Here is a 25,327-nt window from a genome sequence, read left to right as displayed (position 1 = left end):
CCCTTCCTCAGCGCAGCTTCGGGTCGAGGGCGTCGCGCACCGCGTCGCCGACCATGATGAACGCGAGCACGGTGATGCTCAGCGCGGCGGCCGGGAAGAGGAGCACGTGGGGTGCTTGGAGGAAGCGGTCCTTCGCGTCGCTCACCATGAGACCCCAGGAGATCTCGGGGGGCTGGACGCCGATGCCCAGGTAGGACAGGGCGGCCTCCGCACCGATGTACACGCCGAGGCTGATCGCGCCGACCACGATGACCGGGGCGATGGCGTTCGGCAGGATGTGCCGCATCGTGATGCGCAGGGTGCCGGCGCCGAGGGCGCGGGCGGCCATCACGTAGTCGTTGTTCTTGTTCTGCAGGACCGAGGACCGCATGATGCGGAAGATCTGCGGCCAGCCGAGCGTCGCCATGACGAGCGAGACGGTCCAGGCGTTGCCCTCGAGGCCCGACATGATGAGCATGCCGCCGAGGAGCAGCGGGATCGCGAAGAAGATCTCGGTGACGCGGGACAGGATGCTGTCCCAGAATCCGCCGAGCCAGCCCGCCATCAGACCGAGGGCCCCGCCGACGAGCAGCACGACCGTGGTCGTGAGGATGCCGACGATCACCGAGTTGCGCGTGGCCCAGATGGTACGCGTGTAGATGTCGCAGCCCTGGATGTCGAAGCCGAACCAGTGCTCGGCGCTCGGGCGCTTGAGGGAGTCCTGCAGCGTGCAGGCGGTGGCCTCGTACGGGCTGCCGGAGGTGAACCACTGCGGTACGACGGCCAGCACCAGCAGACAGAAGACCAGGAACGCGCCGATCAGGAACACCGGGTTGCGGCGCAGGTCGTGGACGGCGTCGGACCACAGGCTCGCGACGCGTTCCGGCTTCTTGTCCGCGTTCTTGCCACCCTTGTCGACGGTGGCGCCGGCCGCGGGGGCCCCGGCGGTCTGGGTGTCGGTCATCGAGTCCTCCACCGAAGTTGTGTCACGCATAGCGGATCCTCGGGTCGAGCACGGCGTAGAGCAGGTCCACGATCAGGTTGGCGATGAGGTACACGAGGACGAGGAGCGTGACCACGCCGACGAGCACGGTGCCCTGGTCGAGGCGGATGGCCTGGGCGATCAGGCCGCCGATGCCGTTGATGTTGAAGATGTTCTCGGTGATGACCGCGCCACCCATCAGAGCGCCGAGGTCGGCGCCGAGGAACGTGACGATCGGGATGAGGGCGTTGCGCAGCGCGTGGTTGACCACGACCCGGCGGCGGGGCAGACCCTTGGCCGTCGCGGTGCGGACGTAGTCCGCGCGCATGGTCTCCATCATGCTGGTGCGCGTCAGCCGGGCCACGTACGCCAGAGAGGTCGAGGCCAGGATGTAGCCGGGGAGGATGTACGCCTTGAACCCGTCGGCCTCGTTGAAGGAGACCGGGAAGAAGTCGATGCCGAGGGCCTTCGCTTCCACTCCGAGGATGAGCTGGAGCATGAAGCCGGTCACGAACACCGGGATCGAGATGAGGAACAGCGTCGACAGCAGCACCAGCTGGTCGAGGAACCTGCCTCGGCGCAGGGCTGCCATGATGCCGGCGAGCACGCCGAACACGGCCTCGATGACGAACGCGACGATCGCCAGGTTGATCGTGTACGGGAACGCCTCGGTGATGAGGTCGAGGACCTGGCGCCCGTTCAGCGTCTCGCCGAAGTTCCCCTGGAACACATTGGTGATGTAGTTCCAGTACTGGAGCAGGAACGGGTCGTCGAGGTGGTACTTCTGGCGCAGCATCGCCGCGACGAGCGGGTCGGCCTTCTTCTCACCGGCGAGTGCCTGGACGGGGTCGCCCAGCCCGAGAGTCAGCGCGTAGATCAGGAATGTGGCACCGAACAGTACAGGGATCGCCTGTATGAGTCGGCGGATGAGGTAGCGGCCCATCAGACCTCCAGCAGAAGAGCAGGGGGAAGGGGCAGACAGACGGAAACCTGATTCCGCCTGTCCGCCCCCGTTGTCCCCTTGGTGTGAAGAAGGGTGTTAGTTGAGCTCGACCTTGGCCAGGTCCATGCGGCCCTGGGCGTCGATCTCAACGTTCTTCACGGACTTGGAGTAGGCCGAGGAAGACATGTAGGTGAAGACCGGGATGTACGGCAGGTCCTTGATGATCACGTCATCGGCCTGCTGGTACAGCTTGAGGGCCTCCGCCTCGTTGGCGGTCTTGTCGGCCTGGTCCATCAGCGCCTCGAACTCGGCGCTCTCGTACGCACCGTAGTTGGAGCCGTGGTCGATCGCGATCTTCGAGAAGATCGGGCGGAGGTAGTTCTCGGCCGCCGGGTAGTCCATGGACCACGCCATACGGAACGCGCCCTTGTACTTCTGGTCGCCGAGGTCGGTCAGCATGTCGCCGAACTTGGCGAACGGCTTGGCGGTGACCTCGAGGCCGAGGTTCGCCTTCAGCTGGTTGGCGACGGCCTCGATCCACTCCTTGTGGCCGCCGTCGGCGTTGTAGCCGAGCTCGATCTTGTTGCCGGGGATGCCGCCGGCCTGGGTGAAGAGCTCCTTGGCCTTGGTCGGGTTGTACGTACCGACCTCACCCAGGGCGCCCTTGCGGTAGCCCGGGACGATGGGGCTGATGAAGTCGTCGGCCGGCTTGCGGGTGCCGTTGAAGATGGTCTTCGTGATGGCGTCCCGGTCGATGGCCATCGAGATCGCCTTGCGGATCTCGACCTTGCCGAACGCCTCGGGGTTGGTCTTCAGCGGGAGGCCGACGTAGCCGACGCCCGACTCGGGCTTGTACAGGTAGCGGTCGCCGAACTCCTGGGAGACGGTGGCCATCGCCGAGATCGGGAGCTTGTCGACGATCTGGATGGTGTCGGCGCGCAGGTCGTTGTACGCCGTGTCCAGGTTGTCGTAGATCTTGAAGGTGACGCCCTCGAGCTTCGCCTTCTCGCCACCGAACTTGTCGTAGCGCTTGATCTTGATCTGCTTGTTGTGCTCCCAGGCGCCGTCCATCTGGAAGGCGCCGTTGCCGATCGGGGCCTCGCCGAACTTCTTCGGGTCGGCTTCGAAGGCCTTCGGCAGCGGGTAGAAGGCGTTGTAGCCCAGCATGGTCTTGAACTGGGAGAACGGAGCCTTCAGCGTGACGGTGAAGGTCTTCTCGTCGACGACCTTCAGGCCCTTGAGCTCGGTGGCGGTGGGCTTCTTGTCCTTGCCCGGCGCCAGCTCCTCGGAGCCCTCGATCTTGTCGAAGAACGGCAGGCCCTCGGCCGCGTTGTCCTGGTTGGCGCCCCAGTTCCAGGCGCGGACGAACGACTGAGCGTCGACCTTCTCACCGTTGTGGAAGGTGTAGCCGTCCTTCAGCTTGACGGTCCAGACCTTCGAGTCCGTGGTCTCGATGGACTCGGCGACCGCGAGCTTCGGCTCGTTGGTCTTGTTGTCGTACTCGACCAGACCGACGAAGAGCGCGTTGAGAACCTCAGCGCCTTCGGACTCGGCGGTGTTCTGGCCGATCAGGCCGTGCTGCGGCTCGCCGAGGACCACGGTGATGTTTCCACCGGCCTTGCTGCCGGCCTCGTCCTTGCTGGTGCTGCAAGCCGTGGCAGCCATCGCCACGATGACGGCACCCGCGACCCACTTGGCGCTCGTTGCTCCGCGCATGGGTAATTGCCTCCTCAGGAGTCACTGTCGATACGTGAAGGGCCCGGCACCCGCTGACACCCCTGACAGCGAATTCCGGCCCCATCGTGTGTGCTCGTGAGTCGGCGCTCCCCACAGCGCGTGACCCATTGACCCGAGCTCAATGGAGCCATCCTCGGGGACACCTAGACCGTAAACCACACTTAAGTGGTCTCGTTTTCACAACATCACCCCATACCCAAAACCCGAAATCCGGACAAACGGATAGGAGACAGACACGTGCGAAACGGACGGTTAGCTCACCTTCCGGAGTGTCACGGTCGGTATGCGGACACCTGAACCCATAAATCCGCTTGACAAACGGGAACGGCGCGCGCCGAGTCAACGGCCCGTCAGGGCGCGCACTTCCCCGGCGCGCCCGGCATCGAGCACCTCGTAGACCGTATCCGCTGTGACTCGCCGTTGCGGATGCTTTGCGAGAGCAGGGCCCGCCCTCACGTCCACCTACGACGCGGCGCGCGCCGCACCGGCCGCGAACCGGGCGGTCTGCGCCCCAGATTCGGCACGGCGCGAAAAAGCCCCGGCCCCCGCACGGAAGTTCCGTGCGGGGGCCGGGCGGTGAGCCGCCGGGCGGCTCAGACGCCTACTTGGCGGACTTGGCGCGCGACGCGGTGCGCGAGCGCTCCTTCTGGTCCAGGACGACCTTGCGGATGCGGACGGCCTCCGGGGTCACCTCGACGCACTCGTCGTCGCGGCAGAACTCCAGGGACTGCTCCAGGGAGAGCTTGCGGGGCGGGATCACGTTCTCCGTGTTGTCCGCGGAAGCCGCACGCATGTTGGTGAGCTTCTTCTCCTTGGTGATGTTGACGTCCATGTCGTCGGAGCGCGAGTTCTCGCCGACGATCATGCCCTCGTACACCTCGGTGCCGGGGTCGGTGAACAGGACACCGCGCTCCTGCAGGTTGATCATCGCGAACGGCGTGACCGAGCCCGCGCGGTCCGCGACGAGCGAACCGTTGTTACGGGTCACCAGCGGTCCGAACCACGGCTCGTAACCCTCGTGGATGGAGTGCGCGATACCGGTACCGCGGGTCCCGGTCAGGAACTCCGTACGGAAGCCGATGAGGCCGCGGGACGGGACGACGAACTCCATGCGGACCCAGCCGGAGCCGTGGTTCGACATGTTGTCCATGCGGCCCTTGCGGACGCCCATGAGCTGCGTGACCGCGCCCATGTGCTCCTCGGGGACGTCGATCGTCATGCGCTCGACCGGCTCGTGCACCTTGCCGTCGATCTCCTGCGTGACGACCTGCGGCTTGCCGATGGTCAGCTCGAAGCCCTCGCGGCGCATCTGCTCGACCAGGATGGCGAGCGCGAGCTCACCGCGGCCCTGGACCTCCCAGGCGTCGGGGCGCTCGGTGTCGAGGACGCGGAGCGAGACGTTGCCGATCAGCTCGCGGTCCAGACGGTCCTTGACCTGGCGGGCGGTGACCTTGCGGTCCTTGACCGCGGACTTGGCGTCCGCGCCCTTGCCGGTGCCGCCGCGGCCGACCATCGGGGAGGTGTTCGTCCCGATGGTCATGGAGATCGCCGGCTCGTCGACCGAGATCAGCGGGAGGGCGATCGGGTTCTCCGGGTCGGCCAGGGTCTCGCCGATCATGATCTCGGGGAAGCCGGCGACCGCGCAGATGTCACCCGGGCCCGCCACCTCGGCCGGCTTGCGGGTGAGCGCCTCGGTCATCATCAGCTCGGTGATGCGGACGTTCGAGATGGTGCCGTCGCGCTTGATCCACGCGACCGTCTGGCCCTTGCGCAGCTCGCCCTGCTCGACGCGGACCAGCGCGATGCGGCCGAGGAAGTTGTCGGCGTCCAGGTTGGTGACGTGCGCCTGCAGGGGCGCCTCTTCGTCGTAGACCGGGGCGGGGACGTGCTCCAGGATGGTGGAGAAGAACGGCTCCAGGCTGTCGCTGTCCGCGGGGACGGTGCCGTCCTCCGGCTTGGTCAGCGAGGCGACGCCGTCACGGCCGCAGGCGTAGACGATCGGGAACTCGATCTGGTCCTCGTCCGCGTCCAGGTCCAGGAAGAGGTCGTACGTCTCGTTGACGACCTCGTCGATCCGGGAGTCCGGGCGGTCGGTCTTGTTGATGCAGAGGATGACCGGCATCTTCGCCTGCAGAGCCTTGCGCAGGACGAAGCGGGTCTGGGGCAGCGGACCCTCGGAGGCGTCCACCAGCAGAACGACGGCGTCCACCATCGACAGACCGCGCTCGACCTCGCCACCGAAGTCGGCGTGGCCGGGGGTGTCGATGATGTTGATCGTGATCGGGGCCCCGCCGTCCTTGGGGTGATACTTCACCGCCGTGTTCTTGGCGAGGATCGTGATGCCCTTCTCACGCTCCAGGTCGTTCGAGTCCATCATGCGGTCGTCGAGGTGCTGGTGGGCGGCGAAGGCACCGGCCTGCTTGAGCATGGCATCGACGATGGTCGTCTTGCCATGGTCGACGTGGGCGACGATGGCGACGTTACGGATGTCGTGGCGCGTGGGCACTTCGGCGCTTCTCCCGGGATCGTGGATGGCGTCGCGTACGGCCTGGCACGCGCGCCTCGGCCGGGCGAAAACCTGCCACGGCCTTACCCCATGGTACGTCGCGCGGCGGGAACCGCCCGCCGGGGGGGCTGTCAAGGGGCCGGACGAATGAGCACGGCCGGGTGCGGGGTGGGGGGCACCGGCCGTCTGTCCTGCCGGAAAACACGCGGGTCAACGGGTACGCACGACCTTGCCCGCCGGGGATCCGGCGGGCAAGGGACTTGAGTCACATCTGAGCTTGGGATCCGAAGGTCAACCTGACAGGCACCGCTTTGTCACCACTTCTTCGCCCACTCTCCTTCTGCGACCACTTCTTCCGCTTCTGCTGCGTTCGCCTGCCGCTTCGGCGGGGTCCTACTTCTTCTTGCCCTTGGCCGTCGGGGGCTTCTTCCAGCCGATGTCCTGGAAGCGGGGAGCCCCGAGCCCGAAGGCGCCGGCGTTGGCCAGGGACGGCTTGACGGCCACCAGCTCCGGGCGCTGGTAGAGCGGGATGGAGCCGGCGGCGGCCCAGATCCTGGCGTCGGCCTTGCGCATCAGCTCGCGGGCCTGCTCCTCGTTCAGTTCCCCGGCCGCCTGGTCGAAGAGCTGGTCGATGTGGTCGGTGCCCACCCGGGTGTAGTTCTGTTCGACGAGGAGCGAGCCGTCGGCGGCCGGCTCCGGCTTGGCGAAGATCGGCCGGGCGTCGGTGGCCGGGTAGGCGGTCGCGGGCCAGGAGTAGAGCGCGAGGTCGTACTGGCCCGAGGCGATGTGGTCCTTGAAGAAGCTCTCGTCGGCCACCTTCTTGATCTCGGTGGTCACCCCGATCTTCCGCAGCATCTGGGCGATCCGGTCGCCGACCGCGCGCAGCGACTCCGATCCGGGGCCGGCCGGGAGCACGAAGCGCAGGTTGAGCGCCTTGCCGTCCTTGGCGAGCACCGAGCCGGAGGTCCGGGCGACCTGCTGGGGCGGGGTGCCCTTCGCGGGATCGGCCGGCTCGGCCCCCTCGCCGTCCTTGGCGTCCTCGCCCTCCTCGCCCTCCTTCGCGTCGTCCACGGTGGCCGCCGCGGCGGCCTGGGCCCGCAGCAGGGCCTCCTGCCGGGCCGCGAAAGGCGCGGGGGCGAGCACCGGGGAGGGCCGGTCCCGGGGCGCGCCCGCTTCGCCCGGAGCGAAGGCCCCGGCCAGGGCGAGCCCGTCGTCGGCGGAGCCGTGCGCGGCGCCGTGGTCGCCGTTGCCCTGGTCGTCCTGGCCCACGATGTAGAGCCCGTCGTTCCCGGTGCCCGGGCCCTCGGGGGTCTTCCCGTCGTCCTGCGGCGCGCTCTCCGGTCCGGCCTTGGCACCCGCCGGCTCGGTGATCTTGCCGCCGCGGCGCCAGCCGGCGTCCGCGAGGAGGGCCTGGGCCGCCTGGGTGTCCTGGCCGCCGAGGGCCTCGCTGTTGTCGGCGTACGCCTGCTGCCCGGCCAGGGCCACGTGGCTGCCGACCGGCTTCGCGGGCAGGCCGAGCGGCTTCAGCACGATCTCGGCCAGCTCCTTGCGGTCCAGCGCCCGCGCCACCGCCCGGCGCACCCGCTCGTCCGCCAGCGGGCCGGCTGCGCCGTTCATGGCGAGCTGCGTGTAGGCCGGCTCCAGGGACTTGCGGACGATGAACTTCCGCAGGGCCGCCTGCTCGTCCGCGTACCGCTTGACGGACTCGACGCGCTTCTTGCGGGTCTCCGCCTCCGCCAGGGCCTTCTCCTCGTCCGCGCCGAAGGCCACCGCCCAGGACAAGGTGGCCTGCGCGGCCGTCATCGAGGCGTCGGGTCCGTGGGCCGGGGCTCCGCCCGAGCCCTTGCCGCCCTGCTTGGCGTCCCGGTGGGCGAGCGCGATCCGGTCGGCGCCGGCCCGGTCGATCTCCGCCAGATCGACCTTCCCGGAGGCCAGCGCCGCCGGGCGCTGCGCCCGGGGCACCGCCGTCAGCACCAGCGTGTCCAACTTGGCCGGCTGTCCCCACCAGCGCGGGTTGCGGGTCAGCGAGGCGGTGCCGGCCTTCTTGTCGACCGCCCCCAGGCCGAAGGGTCCGGCGGTGACCTTCAGGGCGCCGCGGGCCCCTTCGTTGAAGGCCTCCGGGGTGGCGGTGACCTGCTTGGGGTAGAGCGGGCTGAACAGCGAGCGCCAGTCGGCGTACGGCTTGGCGAAGGTGACCTTCACCTCGAGGTCGGTCTTGCCGCGCTCGATCTTCTCGATCCGCTCGTAGCCCGCGTTGCGGGCCGTCCAGAACGCCGAGTCCTTGCCGTTCAGCGCCCGCCACTGGGCGACGAAGTCGGGGGCGCCGATCTCGCGGCCGTCGCTCCACACCGCCTGCTGGTTCAGCTTGTACAGGACGACCTGCTTGGGCTCCCGCTCGACGACCTCGGCCTTCTCGAGGTAGTCGGGATTGGCCACCGGACGCCCCTTGGCGTCCAGCACGAACAGCTGCGGCAGCACGGCCGCGGCGATCCGGGTGGTGGTGGCGTCCGCGTCGGCCTGGAAGGTGTTCAGGGTCTCCGGCAGGGAGTCCACCGCCCAGCGCAGCACACCCCCGTCGGCGACCTTGTCGCGCGCGGTCGCTGCGATGTCCGGTCCGGCGGCGACCGGACCGCCCTCGTCGTCACCCGCGCCGCAGCCCGTGAGGAGCGGCAGTGCGAGGACTCCCGAGGTCAGGAGCGCCAAGGACCTGCGCCTTCTCTGGGACATGGGTGGTACCTCCGGGGCGGGGCGTGGGGGAAGCATGATCACGTTCGGCGGTATATGGAGCTGATCACACCGGTTGCCGGAACCCACTGAAATCGACGCCCCGCCACACCCCTCGCAGCCGCCTCGCGCCACGCCGCGAACCCCACCCGTGCGGACCAATCCCGTTTGCGCGCCAGAGAGGCGTTCCCCCACGAGGGGGATGAGAATGGGGGCCAGGGAGGGGCGCACAGTTCACGCCTGCGCGCCCGCAATCGCTGCACGTCCCTTCACAACCGGGGACGCGAGGGGCGACACTGCCAGGCGCACATGAGCGCTGCCACCGCACCCTGCGGAAGTGAGGGCAAGAATCATGTCCCTGCAAGACGATCTGAATGCCGTACGGCGCAACCTGGACGAGCTGACCCGCAAGGTCGAGCGGCTCGAACTGCAGGCCGGACGGCGGCCGGCGGCGGGCCCGCGGACCGGCTCCGCCCCGCCCGACCCGTCCCGCATGGTGACGGTTCCCGACACCCCGTACGACAGCTCGCTGTGGACGGACACCGACGACGAGGGGCTGGGCGCCCGCGACCGCCGCGCACCCTGACGTCCCCCGGCCCCCGCCGGCACCCGTACGCCCTTCACCCCATCTGGCCCGGCCGCCCCAGGCGGCCGGGCCTCCTGGGCCCATCACTCCTCTCCCGGAGTCTCCTTTGGCCACAGGCACACAACCACCCCAGCAGCGGCCCGGCGGCGTCCACGACGCCTCCCGGGCCGCGATCGGCGCCCGGCACCTGCGGACCGACCGGTGGTGGCTGGCCCCCGCCGGCACCGCGGCCGGGCTGCTCGCCTTCATCGTGTACTCCACGTGGCGGGCCTTCGCGAACGCCGACTACTACGCGGCCCCGTACGTCTCGCCGTTCTACTCCCCGTGTCTCGCGGAGAACTGCCAGGAGATGCGCGGCGGCCCCAACTGGGACCTGTTCGGCAGTTGGTGGGGCCTGTCCCCCGCCCTGCTGATCCTGGTCTTCCCGCTCGGCTTCCGGCTGACCTGCTACTACTACCGCAAGGCCTACTACCGGGGCTTCTGGGCCTCGCCGCCCGCCTGCGCGGTCGCCGAACCGCACGCCAAGTACACGGGCGAGACCCGCTTCCCGCTGGTCTTCCAGAACATGCACCGGTACTTCTTCTACGCGGCGCTGCCGGTCGCGGGGATCCTCACGTACGACACCGTGCTGACCTTCCGCGACGAGCACTACGCCTGGGGCCACATGGGCCTGGGCACGCTGATCTTCCTCGTCAACATCGTGCTGATCTGGGCCTACACCCTGTCCTGCCATTCGTGCCGGCACATCATGGGCGGCCGCCTCAAGCACTTCTCGAAGCACCCGGTGCGCTACCGGCTGTGGGGCTGGGTGAGCCGGCTCAACACCCGTCACATGCAGCTGGCGTGGGCCTCCCTGATCAGCGTCGCCCTGTGCGACTTCTACGTGTACCTGGTGGCCAGCGGCGCCTTCACCGACCCGAGGATCTTCTAGATGACTCAAGTGGAACGGCAGCAGTGGGACGTGGTCGTGGTCGGCGCGGGCGGCGCGGGGCTGCGGGCCGCGATCGAGGCCCGCGAGCGCGGCGCCCGGACGGCCGTGATCTGCAAGTCCCTGTTCGGCAAGGCACACACGGTGATGGCGGAGGGCGGGATCGCCGCCTCCATGGGCAACGTCAACGAGGGCGACAACTGGCAGGTGCACTTCCGCGACACGATGCGCGGGGGCAAGTTCCTCAACCAGTGGCGGATGGCCGAACTGCACGCGAAGGAGGCCCCGGACCGGGTCTGGGAGCTGGAGACCTGGGGCGCCCTCTTCGACCGCACGGCCGACGGGAAGATCTCCCAGCGCAACTTCGGCGGCCACGAGTACCCGCGCCTCGCGCACGTCGGGGACCGCACCGGGCTGGAGCTGATCCGCACCCTCCAGCAGAAGATCGTCCAGCTCCAGCAGGAGGACTTCAAGGAGTACGGGGACTACGAGGCCCGGCTCAAGGTCTTCCAGGAGTGCACGGTCACCAGGGTCCTGAAGGACGGGCAGAAGGTTTCGGGCACCTTCTGCTACGAACGGGAGTCCGGGCGGTTCTTCGTCCTGGAGGCCCCGGCGGTCGTCCTCGCGACGGGCGGGATCGGCAAGTCCTTCAAGACCACCTCCAACTCCTGGGAGTACACCGGCGACGGCCACGCGCTGGCCCTGCTCGCGGGGGCGCCCCTGCTGAACATGGAGTTCGTGCAGTTCCACCCGACCGGCATGGTCTGGCCGCCCTCGGTGAAGGGCATCCTCGTCACCGAATCGGTGCGCGGCGACGGCGGGGTGCTGCGCAACAGCGAGGGCAAGCGGTTCATGTTCGACTACATCCCCGATGTCTTCAAGGAGAAGTACGCCGAGTCGGAGGAGGAGGGCGACCGCTGGTACGAGGACCCGGACCACAACCGGCGGCCGCCCGAGCTGCTGCCGCGCGACGAGGTGGCCCGGGCCATCAACTCCGAGGTGAAGGCGGGCCGCGGCTCCCCCCACGGCGGGGTCTTCCTGGACGTGTCCACCCGGATGCCCGCGGAGAAGATCAAGCGGCGGCTCCCCTCGATGTACCACCAGTTCAAGGAGCTGGCGGACGTGGACATCACCGCCGAGCCGATGGAGGTCGGCCCGACCTGCCACTACGTGATGGGCGGGATCGCGGTCGACTCGGAGACCGCCGCCACGGTCGGGGTGCCGGGGCTGTACGCGGCGGGCGAGGTCGCGGGCGGGATGCACGGCTCGAACCGGCTCGGCGGCAACTCCCTGTCCGACCTGCTCGTCTTCGGGCGGCGGGCCGGGCTGCACGCCGCGGAGTACGCCTCCGGGAGCGGACCGCGCCCGGCCGTCTCGCAGGCGGAGACCGACGCGGCGGCCGCGGAGGCGCTGGCCCCGTTCCACGCGGCCGACGGCGCGGAGAACCCGTACACGCTCCACCAGGAGCTCCAGACGACCATGAACGACCTGGTCGGCATCATCCGCCGGGCGGGCGAGATGGCCGAGGCCCTGGAGAAGCTGGCGGGCCTGCGCGAGCGGGCCGCCCGGGCCGGCGTCGAGGGGCACCGGCAGTTCAACCCGGGCTGGCACCTGGCCCTGGACCTGCGGAACATGCTGCTGGTCAGCGAGTGCGTGGCCCGCGCCGCGCTGGAGCGCACCGAGAGCCGGGGCGGGCACACCCGCGAGGACTGCCCGGCGATGGAGCGCGACTGGCGTCCGGTGAACCTGCTGTGCCGCCCCGTGGACCCGGCCCCGGCCGATCCGGCCGCCGACCGGATCGCCCTCGTACGCACCCGCACCGAGCCCATCCGACCCGACCTGCTCGCGCTCTTCGAGAAGGAAGAGCTGGTCAAGTACCTCGCCGAAGAGGAGCTCTACGAATGAGTACGTACGACGCGAGCTTCCGGATCTGGCGGGGCGACGCGGAGGGCGGGGAGCTGCGGGACTTCACCGTCGAGGTGCACGACGGTGAGGTGGTCCTGGACATCGTCCACCGGCTCCAGGCGACGCAGGCCTCGGACCTCGCGGTGCGCTGGAACTGCAAGGCGGGCAAGTGCGGATCGTGCAGCGCCGAGATCAACGGCCGGCCGCGGCTGCTGTGCATGACGCGGATGTCCACCTTCGAGCGGTCCGAGACGATCACGGTCACCCCGCTGCGCGCCTTCCCGGTCGTCCGCGACCTGGTCACGGACGTGTCCTTCAACTATCAGAAGGCCCGGGAGGTCCCGGCCTTCGTCCCGCCGGCGGGGGTGGCCCCGGGCGCGTACCGGATGCAGCAGATCGACGTGGAGCGCTCGCAGGAGTTCCGCAAGTGCATCGAGTGCTTCCTGTGCCAGGACACCTGCCACGTGGTGCGCGACCACGAGGAGAACAAGACGGCCTTCGCCGGTCCGCGCTTCCTGATGCGGGTGGCGGAGCTGGACATGCACCCCCTGGACGCGGCGGCCGAGGAGGGCCTGGACCGCAAGCGCACGGCGCAGGAGGAGCACGGGCTCGGCTACTGCAACATCACCAAGTGCTGCACGGAGGTGTGCCCCGAGGGGATCAAGATCACCGACAACGCGCTGATCCCGCTGAAGGAGCGGGCGGTGGACCGCAAGTACGACCCGCTGGTGTGGCTGGGGAGCAGGATCCGCCGCCGTTCCGAGTCGTAGTCCGTTCGTCCCCGCCGGGGAGCCGCTCCCCGGCGGGGACGAACGGACAGCCCTCGGGGTGCGAGGGGATGAAACCGCCCATAATCTCCCTGATGTGACTGCGCCGAGAAGCACCAGGGTCGTACGGGCCGGGCTCCCCCTCGCCGCCGCGCTGCTGGCGCTCGGCGGCTGGGGTCTGGCCGGGGCACCGCCCGCGCGGGCGGAGGATCCCGTCACCCTTTCGCAGCAGGGGCAGATCACCGACCGGGTCGGTGCGCTGGGCGACCGCAAGGCCGCGGTCACCGCCGCGCTCGACAAGCTGTACGCCGACCGGCGGATCCAGCTCTTCGTGACGTACGTACGGGACTTCTCCGGGCGCTCGGCCCAGAGCTGGGCCGACGCCACCGCGGAGAAGAACGGCCTGGGCCAGGACGACGTCCTGCTGGCCGTGGGGACCGGGGCCCGCCAGTACGCCTACTCCGCCGCCGTCGACTCCGGATTCACCGAGCAGCAGCTCGCGGACGTCGCCCAAACCGCCATCGAGCCCGCCCTGAGGCAGAACGACTGGGCGGGCGCCGCCATCGGCGCCGCGAACGGCTACGGAGCGGTCCTGGGCGGGCAGCCCGTGCCCGTGCCCGCCATCACCCCCGGCCCGGCGGATCCCGGCGGGAAGGCGAGCGGCGAGAGCGGAGCCGGGGACTACATGCTCCCCGTGATCGCGGTCGGCGCCGCCGGGGCGCTCGGGGCGTACGCGTACACCCGCCGCAAGCGCGGGGCCGGAGCGGGCGGCGGGCGCGGGGCGCGGACCGGACCGGGCTGGCCGCAGGGCGCGCCCGACCGGCTCCCGCTGCCGGAGCTGGACGCGCGGGCCAAGGAGCTGCTGGTGGAGACCGACGACTCCGTCCGCACCAGCACCGAGGAACTCGGCTTCGCCACCGCGCAGTTCGGGGACGAGGCGGTCGCCCCGTTCACGACGGCCGTGGCGTACGCCAAGGACGAGCTGACGCACGCCTTCCGGCTGCGCCAGCAGCTCGACGACGCCTACCCCGAGGACGACGCGGCCCGGCGCCGGATGCTGGACGAGATCGTCGCCCGGTGCACCGAGGCCGGCCGGCGGTTGGACGCCGAGACCGCGGACTTCGACCGGCTGCGGGACCTGGAGAAGAACGCCCCGCAGGCCCTGGCCACCGTGGAGGCGCACTTCCGGGCCCTGACGGGCCGCACCACGACGGCCGAGGCCACCCTGACCGCGCTGACGGGGCGGTACGCGGACTCCGCGTCGGCGCCCGTCGCCGACAACCCCGAACAGGCCAAGGACCGGCTGCTGTTCGCCACCACCCACCTCGGCGAGGCCCGCGCGGCCGTCGACGGCGGCGACAACGGGCGGGCGGCCGTGCACGTGCGGGCCGCGGAGAGCGCGGTCGACCAGGCGGCGACGCTGGTGGACGCGGTGGAGCGGCGGGCGCAGGAACTGGCGGAGGCGGCGGGGAAGCTGCCGGGCGCGCTGACCGAGACGCAGACCGACCTCGCGGACGCGGGCGGGCTGCTCAGCGGCACCGCGGAAGGCACCTCGACAGCGGACCTGCGCGGCCGCATCGGCCGCGCCGAGGCGGTCCTGGCCGACGTACGGCGGGAGCAGGAGGGGGGACGCTACGACCCGATCGACGCGCTGCGGCGCGTGGAGGAGGCCGACGCGGCCCTGGACGAGGCGCTGGCCGGGGCGCGGGAGCGGGAGTCGGGCCGGCAGCGGGCGGTGGCCCTGCTCGACCAAGCCGCGCTCTCGGCGCGCAGCGCGATCGGCGCGGCCGCGGACTACATCACCACCAGCCGGGGCGCGGTCGGCAGCCAGGCCCGCACCCGGCTGGCGGAGGCCCAGCGGCACATGGAGCGCTCGGCGTCCCTGACGGGCACGGACCCCGCGGCCGCCCTGGCGGAGGCACAGCGGGCGGACGCGCTGGCCCGGCAGGCGCAGCAGCTGGCGGAGCAGGACGTACGGGCGTACCAGGACCCGTACGGGGGCCGGCGGGCCGGCGGCGGCCAGGGCGGCGCCGTACTCGGCGGGATCATCCTCGGCGAGATCCTGCGCGGCGGCGGCGGGTTCGGCGGCGGGTTCGGCGGGGGCGGGGGCTTCGGCGGGGGCTTCGGCGGCGGTGCCGGCCCCGGATCCTTCGGCGGCGGCGGAACCCGCGGCCGGATGGGCGGCGGCGGCCGCTTCTGAACCTCAGCGCGTACCCCACCCCACCTCTGACCAGGAGAGACCCGCATGAGCAAGCAGACCATCCTCGGCCGCGTCACCCAGCTCGCGAAGGCCAACATCAACGCGCTGCTGGACCAGGCGGAGGACCCGCAGAAGATGCTGGACCAGCTGATCCGGGACTACACGAGCAACATCTCGGAGGCGGAGCAGGCCGTCGCGACGACGATCGGCAACCTCCGGATGCTGGAGGCCGACCACCAGGAGGACGTGGAGGCGGCCGGCGAGTGGGGCGGCAAGGCCCTGGCGGCGAGCCGGAAGGCGGACGAACTGCGGGCGGCGGGCAGCACGGCGGACGCCGACAAGTTCGACAACCTGGCGAAGGTGGCGCTGGGCCGCCAGATGCAGTCCGAGAACGAGGCGCGGACGGCGGAGCCGACGATCGCCGCCCAGACGGAGGTCGTCGACAAGCTCAGGTCGGGCCTCGACTCGATGAAGAACAAGCTGACGGAGCTCCGGGCGAAGCGCGACGAGCTGGTGGCGCGGGCCAAGACCGCGCAGGCGCAGAACACGATGCTGGACGCGGTGAAGAACATCGACGTGATGGACCCGACGAGCGACCTGAACCGCTTCGAGGAGAAGGTCCGCCGGGAGGAGGCCATGGCCCTGGGCAAGCAGGAACTGGCCGCGTCCTCCCTGGACGCGCAGTTCGAGTCCCTCGAGGACCTGGGCAAGACCTCGGAGATCGAAGCCAGGCTCGCCGCGCTCAAGCAGGGCCGCGCCGCCTGACCCCTCCCCGGGGGCGGTGCGGCGGCGCGTCCGGGGGCTCCGCCCCGGACCCCGCGCCGCACACGCCGGCGGGGCTGGACGGGCCCGGCGTTCGAGGCGCGGGGGCGGAGCCCCCGCGACGGACCTCAGCCGTACATGCTCAGCAGTTGCTCCGCCGACAGTTCGGCCACGGCTTCGGCCGCCTCCCCCGGCAACGGCAGCTCGAACCAGACCGTCTTGCCCCGGTGGGTCCGCCGGGTGCCCCAGCCCGCGGAGAGCAGGCCGACGAGCTGGAGCCCCCGCCCGCCCTCGTCGGTGTCACGCGCCCGCCGCCGCCGCGGCTGCACCAGGTTCGCGTCCCACACCTCGCACACCAGCGTCCGGTCCAGCAGCAGCCGCAGCCTGATCTCACCCTCCCCGTACCGCAGGGCATTGGTGACCAGCTCGCTGACCAGCAGCTCGGTGGTGTCCAGCAGCCCCTCCAGGCCCCACGCGGGCAGCTTCGCCCGCGCCAGCTCCCGGGCCCGGCCCACGGAACGGGCCTCGCGCGGCAGCTGCCAGTCCCCCACCGCCTCCTGCGACAGCCCCTGCACCCGGGCCATCAGCAGGGCGATGTCGTCCTCCCCGTGCCGGGTGTCCAGCGTGTTCAGCACGTGGTCGCAGACGTCCTCCAGGGGGCGGACCGGATCGGCGAGGGCCTGCCGCAGGCCGCGCAGCCCCTCCTCCAGCGGATGGTCCCGGGACTCGACCAGCCCGTCGGTGTACAGGGCCAGCAGCGCCCCCTCGGGCAGTTCCACCTCGACCTCCTCGAAAGGCTCTCCGCCCACCCCCAGCGGCATGCCCGGCGGCACCTCCAGCAGCAGCGCGGGCCGCGGCCGGCCCTCCTCGTCCGGCGGTTCGACCAGGACCGGCGGCATGTGGCCCGCGTTGGCGATCGTGCAGCGCCGCGTCACCGGGTCGTAGACGGCGTACACGCAGGTGGCGAGGTACACCTCCGAGCGGTCCGCGTCGCGCGAGTGCAGGGCCGCCCGCGAGGCCTGCTGGGAGCCGCCGGGCGCCCCCAGGCCCCGGGCGATCTCGTCGAGCGCGGTCAGCACCTCCGCCGGTTCGAGGTCCAGCAGCGCCAGGGTCCGTACGGCGGTGCGCAGTTCGCCCATCGCGACGGCCGCCCGCAACCCGCGCCCCATCACGTCGCCGACGACCAGCGCCGTGCGGTGGCCGGGCAGTTCGATGACGTCGAACCAGTCGCCGCCGACCTCGGTGGCCGCGTTCCCCGGCAGGTAGCGGCAGGCGATGTCCAGGCCGGCCGCCTCCGGGTCGCCGGGCGGCAGCAGGCTGCGCTGCAGGATCAGCGCCCGCTCGTGCTCGCGCCGGTAGAGCCGCGCGTTGTCGATGCAGACCGCGGCCCGTGCGGCCAGTTCCACGGCGACGGCCCGGTCCCGTTCGCCGAAGGGTTCGCTGCCCTTCGTACGGGAGAACTGCGCGAGGCCGACCACCGTGTCGTGGGCGACCATCGGCACGACGAGGGTGGACTGCACGAGGTCGTCCGGGCCGCCCCCCTCGATGAGCCGCGGCCGTGCCGTGCGCAGGGCGAGCGCGCCCGGCGAGGCCGCCGGATAGCGGTGCACCTCGCCCACGGAGACCAGCGCGCCCGGTCCCGACAGCGGGGCGTCCGACACGGCCGAGGCGAAGGCGACCCGGCGCAGGGGCGCGGACGGGGCGCGGCCCGCGCCCAGCCCGGGCGGCAGCGAGGGCATCCCGGGGCCCTGCGGCCGCGCGGGCCGGTCGTCGTCGCCGAGCAGCAGGCCTTGGTAGAGGTCGACGGCGGCGAGGTCGCAGAAGCCCGGGACGGTGACGTCGAGGAGTTCGCGGGCGGTGGTCTCCAGGTCGAGGGAGTTCCCGATGCGGTGTCCGGCCTCGTTGAGCAGGGCGAGGTTGCGCCGGACCCCGGCCGCCTCTCGGGCGGCGAGGTGCCGGCGGGTGACGTCGGTGCCGATCCCGGCGACGCCGATGGGCCGGCCGGTGCCGCCGTGCACGCGGTACAGGTTGATGGACCAGTGGCGGTGCTCCCGGCTGCCGGGGGCGGCGCCGGTGATGCGCAGGTCGGTGACCGAGTCCCCGGTCTCCAGGACCCGGCGCAGCGCGTCGGCCATCCGGTCGGCCTCGTGCGCGGGCAGGTAGTCGTGCACGGTCCGGCCGCGGTGCTCCTCGGCGGAGCCTCCGAAGACGGCGGCGAAGCGGCGGTTGGCCCGCTGCACGGTGAGGTCCGTACCGAAGAGCAGGAATCCGAAAGGGGATTGGCCGAATATGGCCTGTGAAGCCGCCAGATCGGATTCGATGCGCCGCAGTGCGCGGACGTCGACGACGACACACAGCGCGGCCCGCTCCGCGGCTTCGGTCTGCGTGGGCATCACATAGATCTCGGCCACGCCGTGCTCGCCGTCGCCGCCGGGGATCCGGAAGGGGACGAGACCGGTCCATTCCTTGCCGTCGAGGATCTCGGCGACCCGGCGGTGTCCGCCGGGTCGCAGCTCGGGCGGCATGAAGGCGTCGACCGGATCACGGCCCACGGCCTGGGCCGCGGTCAGACCGAAGAGCTCCTCGGCGCGCAGGCTCCACTGGTCGATGAGCCCGTCGGGCCCGATCGAGAAAGAGGCGACCTTTATGTAGTCATATATCGAGCCAGGCGGACTGCTGTGCCACAGGGAGTCGTGCCATGTCTCCCCGGGCACCCTGGTCTGATGTGCCTGCGCAGGTATCTCGCTCACGCGACCGTCCCCTCCAGCTCACCGCAACCGGACCGGCCATGACCGAAGTATTCAGCACCACGGCCCCGGACGGCACGGCGTTCACGATCACAAAAAGGTCCCGTTAGTTTCGAGCCACCTCGTGTGATGGACGGCCACCCGTCACCTTGTTACTCACCAGGAAGAGCCAACTCGAACCACACAGTCTTGCCCGACTTCCCGTGGCGGGTCCCCCAGCGCTGCGAGGAGACGGCGACGAGATGCAGTCCGCGACCGCCCTCGTCCTCGGCGTGCGCGACGCGCTCGCGGGGCGGATCCGGAAGCGGATCGGAAACTTCCACGAGCAGGGCGGCGCCGCCGGCCTCACTGCCGGCGGCCGGATTGCGCCGTACCAGCCGGACGCCGATGGGGCCGGACGCGTACCGCAGGGAGTTGGTGACGAGCTCGCTGACCAGCAGGACGGTCACATCGCCGACCGATTCGAGGCCCCATTCCCGCAGCGCGCCCCGCACGGCATGGCGGGCGGTTCGGACGGCGCCGGGCTCAGCGGGGAAGGCCCACTCGGCGCATTCACCGTCTGTGTCGATCACGCCGATCACTTCCCGGGCCGGCAGCGACCCCAGTCCGGTTCGTCGGGGACGAAAGGGGGACAAGATAGGGACTAATAGCGACATACCCGATATTCGGGGCGTCGTACCACTCGATCCCCCACGCACCGGCGCACTGTGGCGCAGACGGCCTAGCAAGCGCGCGTCATGCGCCCCCGGCCGCCCCGCCGTGCGGCTCGGGGAGCCGACCGGCGCGCAGCCGGCGCCCGGCCTCGGCGACGGCGGGCCGGTCCTGGTCGAGCCAGTCCACCGACTCCAGCTCCTCCGGCCCGAGCCAGCGCAGCTCGTCGTGGTCCTCGAGCGGCGCCGGTTCGCCGGAGACCAGACGCGCGGTCCACACGTGCAGGACGAGGCCGGGCTTCAGCGGCCACTCCCCCGGGATCCGCTCCAGCGGCTCGGCTTCGACGCCGAGCTCCTCGCGCAGTTCGCGCACCAGCGCCTCGGGGACGGACTCGCCCGGCTCCGCCTTGCCGCCCGGCAGCTCCCAGCGTCCGGCCAGCTCGGGGGGTGCACTGCGGCGAGCGGCCAGCAGGCGCCCCTCATGACAAAGGGCTCCGCCCACGACCACTCGTACCGTCATGGGCGGAGCCTATGTCAACACTGGATGCTCAGTTCATCGTGGCGGTCTGACCGATCCGCTCGACCCAGTAGACCTGCTTGTGTCCACGGTCGTCGAGGCTGTCGACGACCTTCTGGGCCTCGGCCCGGGTGGAGTACCGGCCCACCCGGTAGCGGTTGCCGTTGTCGTCCTGACGTATGACCAGCCACGGGAGCAGGGCACCGCTGTCGTTCATCGCGTTTCACCCTCCGCCGACGTACCTGCCCGGGAAACCGCATTGCGCATATGCCCGAGCTTACGCCCGGACTTTACGGAGCGGATACGGTTTTTCACGAAGAGGTACCCGGGGGCGTACGCATTCGGCCATGCGTACGAGTGCGCCGTGCGCGCCGGTTCGAATCCGGCGCACGAGGCAGCCGGGTGACGACCCGTCACCTGTGACCAGGACCAGGGGGCTACACCTCCTGGCCCCCCATCCCCCTACCAGCGCGGCGCCACAGCCGGTGCTCCGCCCCGGACCCCCCGCCTCAAGCGCCGCCGGGGCTGCATTTTTGGCTGACGCCGCCCGCTCCGAGCCCAACCCGGCCCCGCCGAGGACAACCCGGCCGGCCTGCGGGTCGACGTCAGCGCACCGGCAGGTGGTACGCCAGCCGGTAGCGGTCCGCCGGGACGACCACGTCGGCCGTTTCCACCGCGCGGCCCGAGGCGTAGTACGTACGCCCGATGACGAGGACCACGTGCCCCGGCACCCCGCCGAGGAGCAGGATCTCCTCGGCCAGGCCCGGCCTCGCGCCGACCTCCTCCACCACGTTGTCCACGACGACATCGATCGCGGCCATCCGGTCGACCACCCCGGAGCCCCCCAGCGGACCCTCCTCCGGGAGCATCACCGGTGTCCGCCCGGTCACGGCCAGCGGCTCCCACGAGGTCGACAGCATCATCGCCTCGCCCGCGTCGCGGAACACGTACCGGGTGCGCATCACCCGCTCGCCCGGCTCGATGCCGAGCCGTTTGGCGATCTCCGACGGGGCGGCCGTCTGCTCGCTGTTCGACTCCCACGTGCCGCGCGCGCCCGACTCCGCCTGCTCCTGGCGGAACGGGGTCGAGGTGCTGCCCGTGCGGTAGCCGGAGCGGGCGACCCGACGCGGCACCGGCTGCTCCCGTACGTACGTGCCCGACCCGGACCGGCCCTCGACCAGCCCCTCCGCCATGAGGACCTTGCGCGCCTCCAGCGCCACGGTGTCGGAGACCCCGTACTCCTCGCGGATGCGGGCCTGCGAGGGGAGCCGGGCGTGCGGAGGCAGGGAACCATCGACGATCTTCCGTCGCAGATCCCCGGCCACGCGCAGATAGGCCGGCTGCTCACCGAAAGTCACTGGCCACTCCCATCAGGTTGACAGACAGCTACACCCTGGCAACCGACGGTTGTGCACCGCAAGCAAGGGCCAGAGTTTCACCCGAAGTGATGAAGCCTGGTCACTCAAACCCGTTACCGCGCGTTACAAGGACGACGTCACGCCGCTTGCGCCGAGGGTCCCCGCCCGGGCCCGCTCCCCGGGCCCTCCGGGGAATCCGCCAGCCACTCCGGAACCTGCGTCGACAGCCCGTAGGCGCCGCGCAGGGCCTTCTCCGTCTCCACGGACATCGCGCGCAGCGCCCGGTCCCACTGCCGGTCGAAGTCGGCGGCCGTCTTCGCCTGGGAGGTCCGCTGCCATGCCGCGCGAGCCGCCTCGATCTCCCGCAGCTGCGCCCCGACCGCCTTCTCCAGCCCCGGCCTCGTCCTGTCGGCCTCCAGCACCTTCGCCTCGTCACCGAGCGCCGCGTACACACCGCGCGCCCACGCCTGGTGCTCGGGGAGGGTGTCCTCCAGGTCCCCCACGGGCGGGCGGCCGAGGACGAACTCGACCTCGTTGGCCACCCGCAGGAAGGCGGACTGCTCCGGCTTCAGCGATCCGGCGTCCTGGCGCAGGCTGCCCCGCCGCTCCTCCGCGGTCGTACCGATCACGCACACCAGCCGCCGGTCCCCCTCGCGCCAGGACTGGCGTGAGGGCGCGAAGTAGAACATCTCCGCGTAGGCGGGCAGCGCCCACGTGTCCATCGCGTACGCGTCCTGCGCCTTCCAGCACTCGTCCTCGGACACCCGGTCCGCCTCGGCCGACTCGGGGGCGCCCGCCGGCTCCAGCAGCTTGGACGCGGTCACCTCGCCGTGGTGCGGCTCGGCGCAGTCGATCTTGTAGGTGAGGGGCCGGTCGGCCAGCAGGTCCCCGCCCGGGACGTTGAAGCAGTCGCCCGCCCGGAGGTCGTCGAGGTCCCTGAGGTCGCCCTCGACGTCCGCGAACTCGCCCATCGAGTCCATCCGCTCGCGGACCGCAGAGGCGACCCGGTCGACCGTGAACACCATGACGCCCGTCATCAGCACGGACACCGCCAGGCCCACGACCGCGAGCGCCCTGCCCCGCTGCCGCTGCCTGGCGATCTGTACGAGGGCCACGATGCCGAAGACGACGCCCAGCGGCGGCAGGCAGAGCAGTCCGACCAGCAGCGAGGCGAGCGCGAAGCCGTTGAGCCCGGGCTGCGGATGCGGCTGCCCGTAGCCGGGCGGCGGCCCCCACCCCGGCTGCGGGGAGGGCGGCGGCCAGGAGTGGCCCGGTCCGGAGGGCGGGCTCGGCGGGGTGCTCACGGGCTGGGGAACTCCATTACGGGGGCGCGAACGAATGCGCGAATAGTACGCAGCGGGGGCGACCGCCCTGTCGGTCGCCCCCGCCTGTTCACCGCGGTTCAGCGCGTGCGTTCAGTTCCGGTGCCTCACGTCCGGTTCCGGTGGATCAGAACTGGAGCGCCCAGGAGTCGATCTTCCCGGTGTCGACGTTCGCGTTGTCGTTCACCCGGAGCTTCCAGACGCCGTTCGCCGTCTCGGAGGAGGCGTTCACCGTGAAGGTCCGGATGATGTTGTCGGCGCTGCCGCCGGCCCGGTTGTGCAGGGTGTAGACGGTGCCGTCGGGGGCGACGAGGTCGACCTTCAGGTCACCGGTGTAGGTGTGCTTGATGTCCACCGGCACGCTCAGCGCGGCCGGGGCGTTGCCGGAGACTCCGCTGACGGTGATCGGCGACTCGACGGTCGCGTTGTCGTTGATCGCGTAGTCGGCGGTGTTCTCGAACTTCGGGCCGGGCGGCACGGTGCCGCCGGCGCCCACGTTCAGCAGGCGGTTCGGGGAGCCGGTGCCGGGGCTGGTCACCACGTTCGGGGTCGAGGCGGCCACCAGGCCGTCCCGGATCTGGGCGGGGGTGCTGCCCGGGTTCTGCGAGAGGTACAGCGCGGCCGCGCCCGCGACGTGCGGGGAAGCCATGGAGGTGCCGGAGATGGTGTTGGTGGCGGTGTCGCCCGTGGCCCACGTGGAGGTGATGGAGGAGCCCGGCGCGAAGATGTCCAGGATCGAGCCGTAGTTGGAGTAGCTGGCCCTGGCGTCGGTGTTGGTCGTGGCGCCCACCGTGATGGCCTCGGCGACCCGCGCCGGGGACTTGGTGGAGGCGTCGGTGGACTCGTTGCCCGCCGCGACCGCGTAGGTGATGCCGGAGGCTATGGAGTTGCGCACGGCGGCGTCGAGCGCGGAGTCCGCGCCGCCGCCGAGCGACATGTTGGCCACGGCCGGCTTGACGGCGTTCCGCGTCACCCAGTCGATGCCTGCGACGACCTGGGCGGTCGTGCCCGAGCCCTGGTTGTTGAGCACGCGGACGCCGACGATCTTGACCTTCTTGGCCACGCCGTACGCGCCGCCGCCGACGGTGCCGGCGACGTGCGTGCCGTGGCCGTGGCCGTCCTGGGCGGTGTTGTCGTTGTCGATCGCGTCGTAGCCGTCGGCCGCACGGCCGCCGAAGTCCTGGTGCGTCTTGCGGACGCCGGTGTCGATGATGTAGGCGGTGACACCCTCACCGGCCTTGTCCGGGTAGGTGTAGCTCTGGTTCAGCGGGAGCGCCCGCTGGTCGATGCGGTCCAGGCCCCAGGACGGCGGGTTGGGCTGGGTGGCGTCGATGGTGAAGACCCGGTTCTGCACGACCGACTTGACCGCCGGGTCGGCGGCCAGCTTCTTGGCCTGCGCCTCGGAGACCTCGATGGAGTAGCCGTTGAGGGCGGCGCTGTAGGTCCGGTCGATCTTCGCGCCGTACCGCTTGGCGACGGCCTTGCCGCTGTCCGCGGTGGAGCGGGCGGCGGTGTCGTGCAGAGTCACGATGTAGCTGCCGGGGACGGCTCCGGCGACGCCGGCGTTCTCGATGACGCCCTGCGGGCCGTTGTCGGCGGCCGAGGCGGGCAGCGCCGCGGCCGTGCCGAGCGCGAGGGCCACGACGGCGGTCGCGCTGATGCCGGCGAGCTTCCGGCGGGTGTGACGCATCACGGACATGTGAGGGGTCCTCCTCATAAGTGGTGCGTTGCGGGGGGTTAAGCGGAGCCGCACGGTCCGACGCACGGGCACGTGGGATAGCCATGCCCATGACAATTCATTCGGCCGAACGGGCTGCCGCCTCCGAAAGGTTGACGCACCCTCACCAGCTCCCACAAGAGGAAGGCCGATGCGTAACATCCATGCCACATGTCCGCCATGATCGAGCAAAGGCGTTCCGCACATGACGCACGCACTCCCGGGATACCGCTGCCCCGAGGACGGCGCCCGCGCGGACGTCCGGTCCGCGCCCTGCTGCTGCCCCGTCTGCGCCGGCCCCTGGGACCTCGACTTCACACCGGATCCGGCCAGCGCGCTGGAACCCTCCTCGGGTGCCGAACTCGCTGTGGCGGTACGCGGCCGCGCTGCCGCTGCCGGGGGCGTTCTCCGTGTCACTGGCGGAGGGAAACACTCCGATCGTGCCGCCGGCAGAGCGGGTTCACGCCAAACTCGACTTCCTGATGCCGACCCTGTCCTCAAGGACCGGGGCGCCGTGCTGCTCGCGGAGGTGGCCCGCCGGCTCACCCCGCGGCGGGTGGTGGCGGACAGCGCGGCAACGCGGGGGCGGCCGTGGCGGCGCACTGCGCGCGGGCCGGGCTGAGTTGTGAAGTTTTCGTGCCCGAGGGCACCTCGGAGAAGAAGAGGGACCGGATCCGGACCCACGGGGCGGCGGTACGGGTGGTTCCCGTCAGCCGCGAGGCGACGGCGCGGGCCGCGGCGGACGAGCCGGGAGTGTTCTACGCGAGCCACGCCTTACCCGTACTTCCTGCACGGCACGAAGACGTACGTGTACGAGATCTGGCAGGCCGGGTCGGGGCGGCTGCCGGCCGCGCTGGTGGTCCCGGTGGGCAACGGCACCCTGCTGCTGGGGGCCGCGCCGGTGGAGGAGCCGGCCCGGCGCGGTGTGCCGTTGCCGGCGCTGATCGCCGTCCAGGCGGAGGCAGCGGCTCCACTGGCGTCGGCGTTCGCCACGACC

At 71.1% G+C, this 25,327-nt stretch carries 18 protein-coding genes and 1 pseudogene; 7 read left to right on the top strand and 12 right to left on the bottom strand.

Going from position 1 to position 25,327, the window contains the following annotated elements; all coding sequences use genetic code 11:
- Positions 1–7: 7 nt before the first annotated feature.
- The 5 genes from BGK67_RS22615 to BGK67_RS22595 form a co-directional block, all read right to left on the bottom strand.
- A complete protein-coding gene (locus tag BGK67_RS22615; RefSeq protein WP_079154325.1) occupies positions 8–973 on the bottom strand; it encodes an ABC transporter permease in 966 nt (321 codons plus the stop codon).
- Entirely contained in the window at positions 966–1,904 is a 939-nt protein-coding gene (locus BGK67_RS22610; protein WP_069921788.1) for an ABC transporter permease, read from the bottom strand. Before BGK67_RS22610 ends, BGK67_RS22615 begins: the two co-directional genes overlap by 8 nt.
- A gap of 96 nt (positions 1,905–2,000) precedes the next feature.
- Complete coding sequence (locus BGK67_RS22605) at positions 2,001–3,620, bottom strand: peptide ABC transporter substrate-binding protein (RefSeq protein WP_069921787.1); 1,620 nt, start codon at positions 3,618–3,620, stop codon at positions 2,001–2,003.
- Positions 3,621–4,242: 622 nt separating this feature from the next.
- A complete protein-coding gene (typA, locus tag BGK67_RS22600) occupies positions 4,243–6,147 on the bottom strand; it encodes a translational GTPase TypA (RefSeq protein WP_069921786.1) in 1,905 nt (634 codons plus the stop codon).
- Positions 6,148–6,540: 393 nt separating this feature from the next.
- Entirely contained in the window at positions 6,541–8,874 is a 2,334-nt protein-coding gene (locus BGK67_RS22595; RefSeq protein ID WP_069921785.1) for an ABC transporter family substrate-binding protein, read from the bottom strand.
- A gap of 349 nt (positions 8,875–9,223) precedes the next feature.
- Between BGK67_RS22595 and BGK67_RS22590 the strand changes: the two genes are divergently transcribed.
- The 6 genes from BGK67_RS22590 to BGK67_RS22565 all read left to right on the top strand — a co-directional run bounded on the left by BGK67_RS22590 (position 9,224) and on the right by BGK67_RS22565 (position 16,022).
- Positions 9,224–9,457 carry a hypothetical protein gene (locus BGK67_RS22590; protein ID WP_069921784.1) on the top strand — a complete coding sequence of 78 codons (234 nt, stop codon included), beginning with the start codon at positions 9,224–9,226 and terminating at the stop codon, positions 9,455–9,457.
- 106 nt (positions 9,458–9,563) lie between these two features.
- Complete coding sequence (locus BGK67_RS22585) at positions 9,564–10,388, top strand: hypothetical protein (RefSeq protein ID WP_069921783.1); 825 nt, start codon at positions 9,564–9,566, stop codon at positions 10,386–10,388.
- Entirely contained in the window at positions 10,389–12,290 is a 1,902-nt protein-coding gene (locus BGK67_RS22580) for a fumarate reductase/succinate dehydrogenase flavoprotein subunit (protein ID WP_069921782.1), read from the top strand.
- Positions 12,287–13,060, top strand: coding sequence for a succinate dehydrogenase/fumarate reductase iron-sulfur subunit (locus tag BGK67_RS22575; protein WP_069921781.1), 774 nt, complete (start codon positions 12,287–12,289; stop codon positions 13,058–13,060). The genes BGK67_RS22580 and BGK67_RS22575 overlap by 4 nt, the downstream gene beginning before the upstream one ends.
- A gap of 94 nt (positions 13,061–13,154) precedes the next feature.
- The gene (locus tag BGK67_RS22570; RefSeq protein WP_069921780.1) at positions 13,155–15,257 is read left to right on the top strand and encodes a TPM domain-containing protein; all 2,103 of its coding nucleotides are present in this window, start codon (positions 13,155–13,157) and stop codon (positions 15,255–15,257) included.
- Positions 15,258–15,302: 45 nt separating this feature from the next.
- Positions 15,303–16,022: a PspA/IM30 family protein gene (locus BGK67_RS22565; RefSeq protein ID WP_069921779.1), complete on the top strand. Its 720-nt coding sequence runs from the start codon at positions 15,303–15,305 to the stop codon at positions 16,020–16,022.
- Positions 16,023–16,147: 125 nt separating this feature from the next.
- Here BGK67_RS22565 and BGK67_RS22560 read toward each other — a convergent pair whose 3' ends face one another.
- The 7 genes from BGK67_RS22560 to BGK67_RS22530 all read right to left on the bottom strand — a co-directional run bounded on the left by BGK67_RS22560 (position 16,148) and on the right by BGK67_RS22530 (position 24,312).
- Entirely contained in the window at positions 16,148–18,760 is a 2,613-nt protein-coding gene (locus BGK67_RS22560) for a SpoIIE family protein phosphatase (protein ID WP_244291495.1), read from the bottom strand.
- A gap of 158 nt (positions 18,761–18,918) precedes the next feature.
- Entirely contained in the window at positions 18,919–19,347 is a 429-nt protein-coding gene (locus tag BGK67_RS22555) for an ATP-binding protein (protein WP_069921777.1), read from the bottom strand.
- A gap of 154 nt (positions 19,348–19,501) precedes the next feature.
- Positions 19,502–19,936, bottom strand: coding sequence for a (deoxy)nucleoside triphosphate pyrophosphohydrolase (locus BGK67_RS22550; RefSeq protein WP_069921776.1), 435 nt, complete (start codon positions 19,934–19,936; stop codon positions 19,502–19,504).
- Positions 19,937–19,964: 28 nt separating this feature from the next.
- A complete protein-coding gene (locus BGK67_RS22545; protein WP_069921775.1) occupies positions 19,965–20,150 on the bottom strand; it encodes an SPOR domain-containing protein in 186 nt (61 codons plus the stop codon).
- A 388-nt stretch (positions 20,151–20,538) separates the two neighbouring features.
- On the bottom strand, positions 20,539–21,291 hold the full coding sequence (locus tag BGK67_RS22540) for a GntR family transcriptional regulator (RefSeq protein ID WP_069921774.1): 753 nt from the start codon (positions 21,289–21,291) through the stop codon (positions 20,539–20,541).
- Between the two features lie 137 nt (positions 21,292–21,428).
- On the bottom strand, positions 21,429–22,595 hold the full coding sequence (locus tag BGK67_RS22535; RefSeq protein ID WP_069921773.1) for a DUF4190 domain-containing protein: 1,167 nt from the start codon (positions 22,593–22,595) through the stop codon (positions 21,429–21,431).
- 145 nt (positions 22,596–22,740) lie between these two features.
- Positions 22,741–24,312: a S8 family peptidase gene (locus BGK67_RS22530; RefSeq protein ID WP_069921772.1), complete on the bottom strand. Its 1,572-nt coding sequence runs from the start codon at positions 24,310–24,312 to the stop codon at positions 22,741–22,743.
- A gap of 223 nt (positions 24,313–24,535) precedes the next feature.
- Between BGK67_RS22530 and BGK67_RS36470 the strand changes: the two are divergent.
- A pseudogene (locus tag BGK67_RS36470) lies at positions 24,536–25,318 on the top strand (pyridoxal-phosphate dependent enzyme); the annotation flags it as partial.
- Between the last annotated feature and the right edge of the window lie 9 nt (positions 25,319–25,327).

The sequence above is a fragment of the Streptomyces subrutilus genome (assembly GCF_001746425.1).
GTDB classification, from domain to species: Bacteria; Actinomycetota; Actinomycetes; order Streptomycetales; family Streptomycetaceae; genus Streptomyces; species Streptomyces subrutilus_A.
This window is presented reverse-complemented; position numbering and strand designations above follow the sequence as displayed.

Excerpts from the sequence above, each read along its gene's own strand:
- BGK67_RS22615 (WP_079154325.1), bottom strand. The coding sequence starts at position 973 with ATGCGTGACACAACTTCGGTGGAGGACTCGATGACCGACACCCAGACC.
- BGK67_RS22610 (WP_069921788.1), bottom strand. The coding sequence starts at position 1,904 with ATGGGCCGCTACCTCATCCGCCGACTCATACAGGCGATCCCTGTACTG.
- BGK67_RS22605 (WP_069921787.1), bottom strand. The coding sequence starts at position 3,620 with ATGCGCGGAGCAACGAGCGCCAAGTGGGTCGCGGGTGCCGTCATCGTG.
- BGK67_RS22595 (WP_069921785.1), bottom strand. The coding sequence starts at position 8,874 with ATGTCCCAGAGAAGGCGCAGGTCCTTGGCGCTCCTGACCTCGGGAGTC.
- BGK67_RS22590 (WP_069921784.1), top strand. The coding sequence starts at position 9,224 with ATGTCCCTGCAAGACGATCTGAATGCCGTACGGCGCAACCTGGACGAG.
- BGK67_RS22580 (WP_069921782.1), top strand. The coding sequence starts at position 10,389 with ATGACTCAAGTGGAACGGCAGCAGTGGGACGTGGTCGTGGTCGGCGCG.
- BGK67_RS22575 (WP_069921781.1), top strand. The coding sequence starts at position 12,287 with ATGAGTACGTACGACGCGAGCTTCCGGATCTGGCGGGGCGACGCGGAG.
- BGK67_RS22565 (WP_069921779.1), top strand. The coding sequence starts at position 15,303 with ATGAGCAAGCAGACCATCCTCGGCCGCGTCACCCAGCTCGCGAAGGCC.
- BGK67_RS22550 (WP_069921776.1), bottom strand. The coding sequence starts at position 19,936 with ATGACGGTACGAGTGGTCGTGGGCGGAGCCCTTTGTCATGAGGGGCGC.
- BGK67_RS22545 (WP_069921775.1), bottom strand. The coding sequence starts at position 20,150 with ATGAACGACAGCGGTGCCCTGCTCCCGTGGCTGGTCATACGTCAGGAC.
- BGK67_RS22530 (WP_069921772.1), bottom strand. The coding sequence starts at position 24,312 with ATGTCCGTGATGCGTCACACCCGCCGGAAGCTCGCCGGCATCAGCGCG.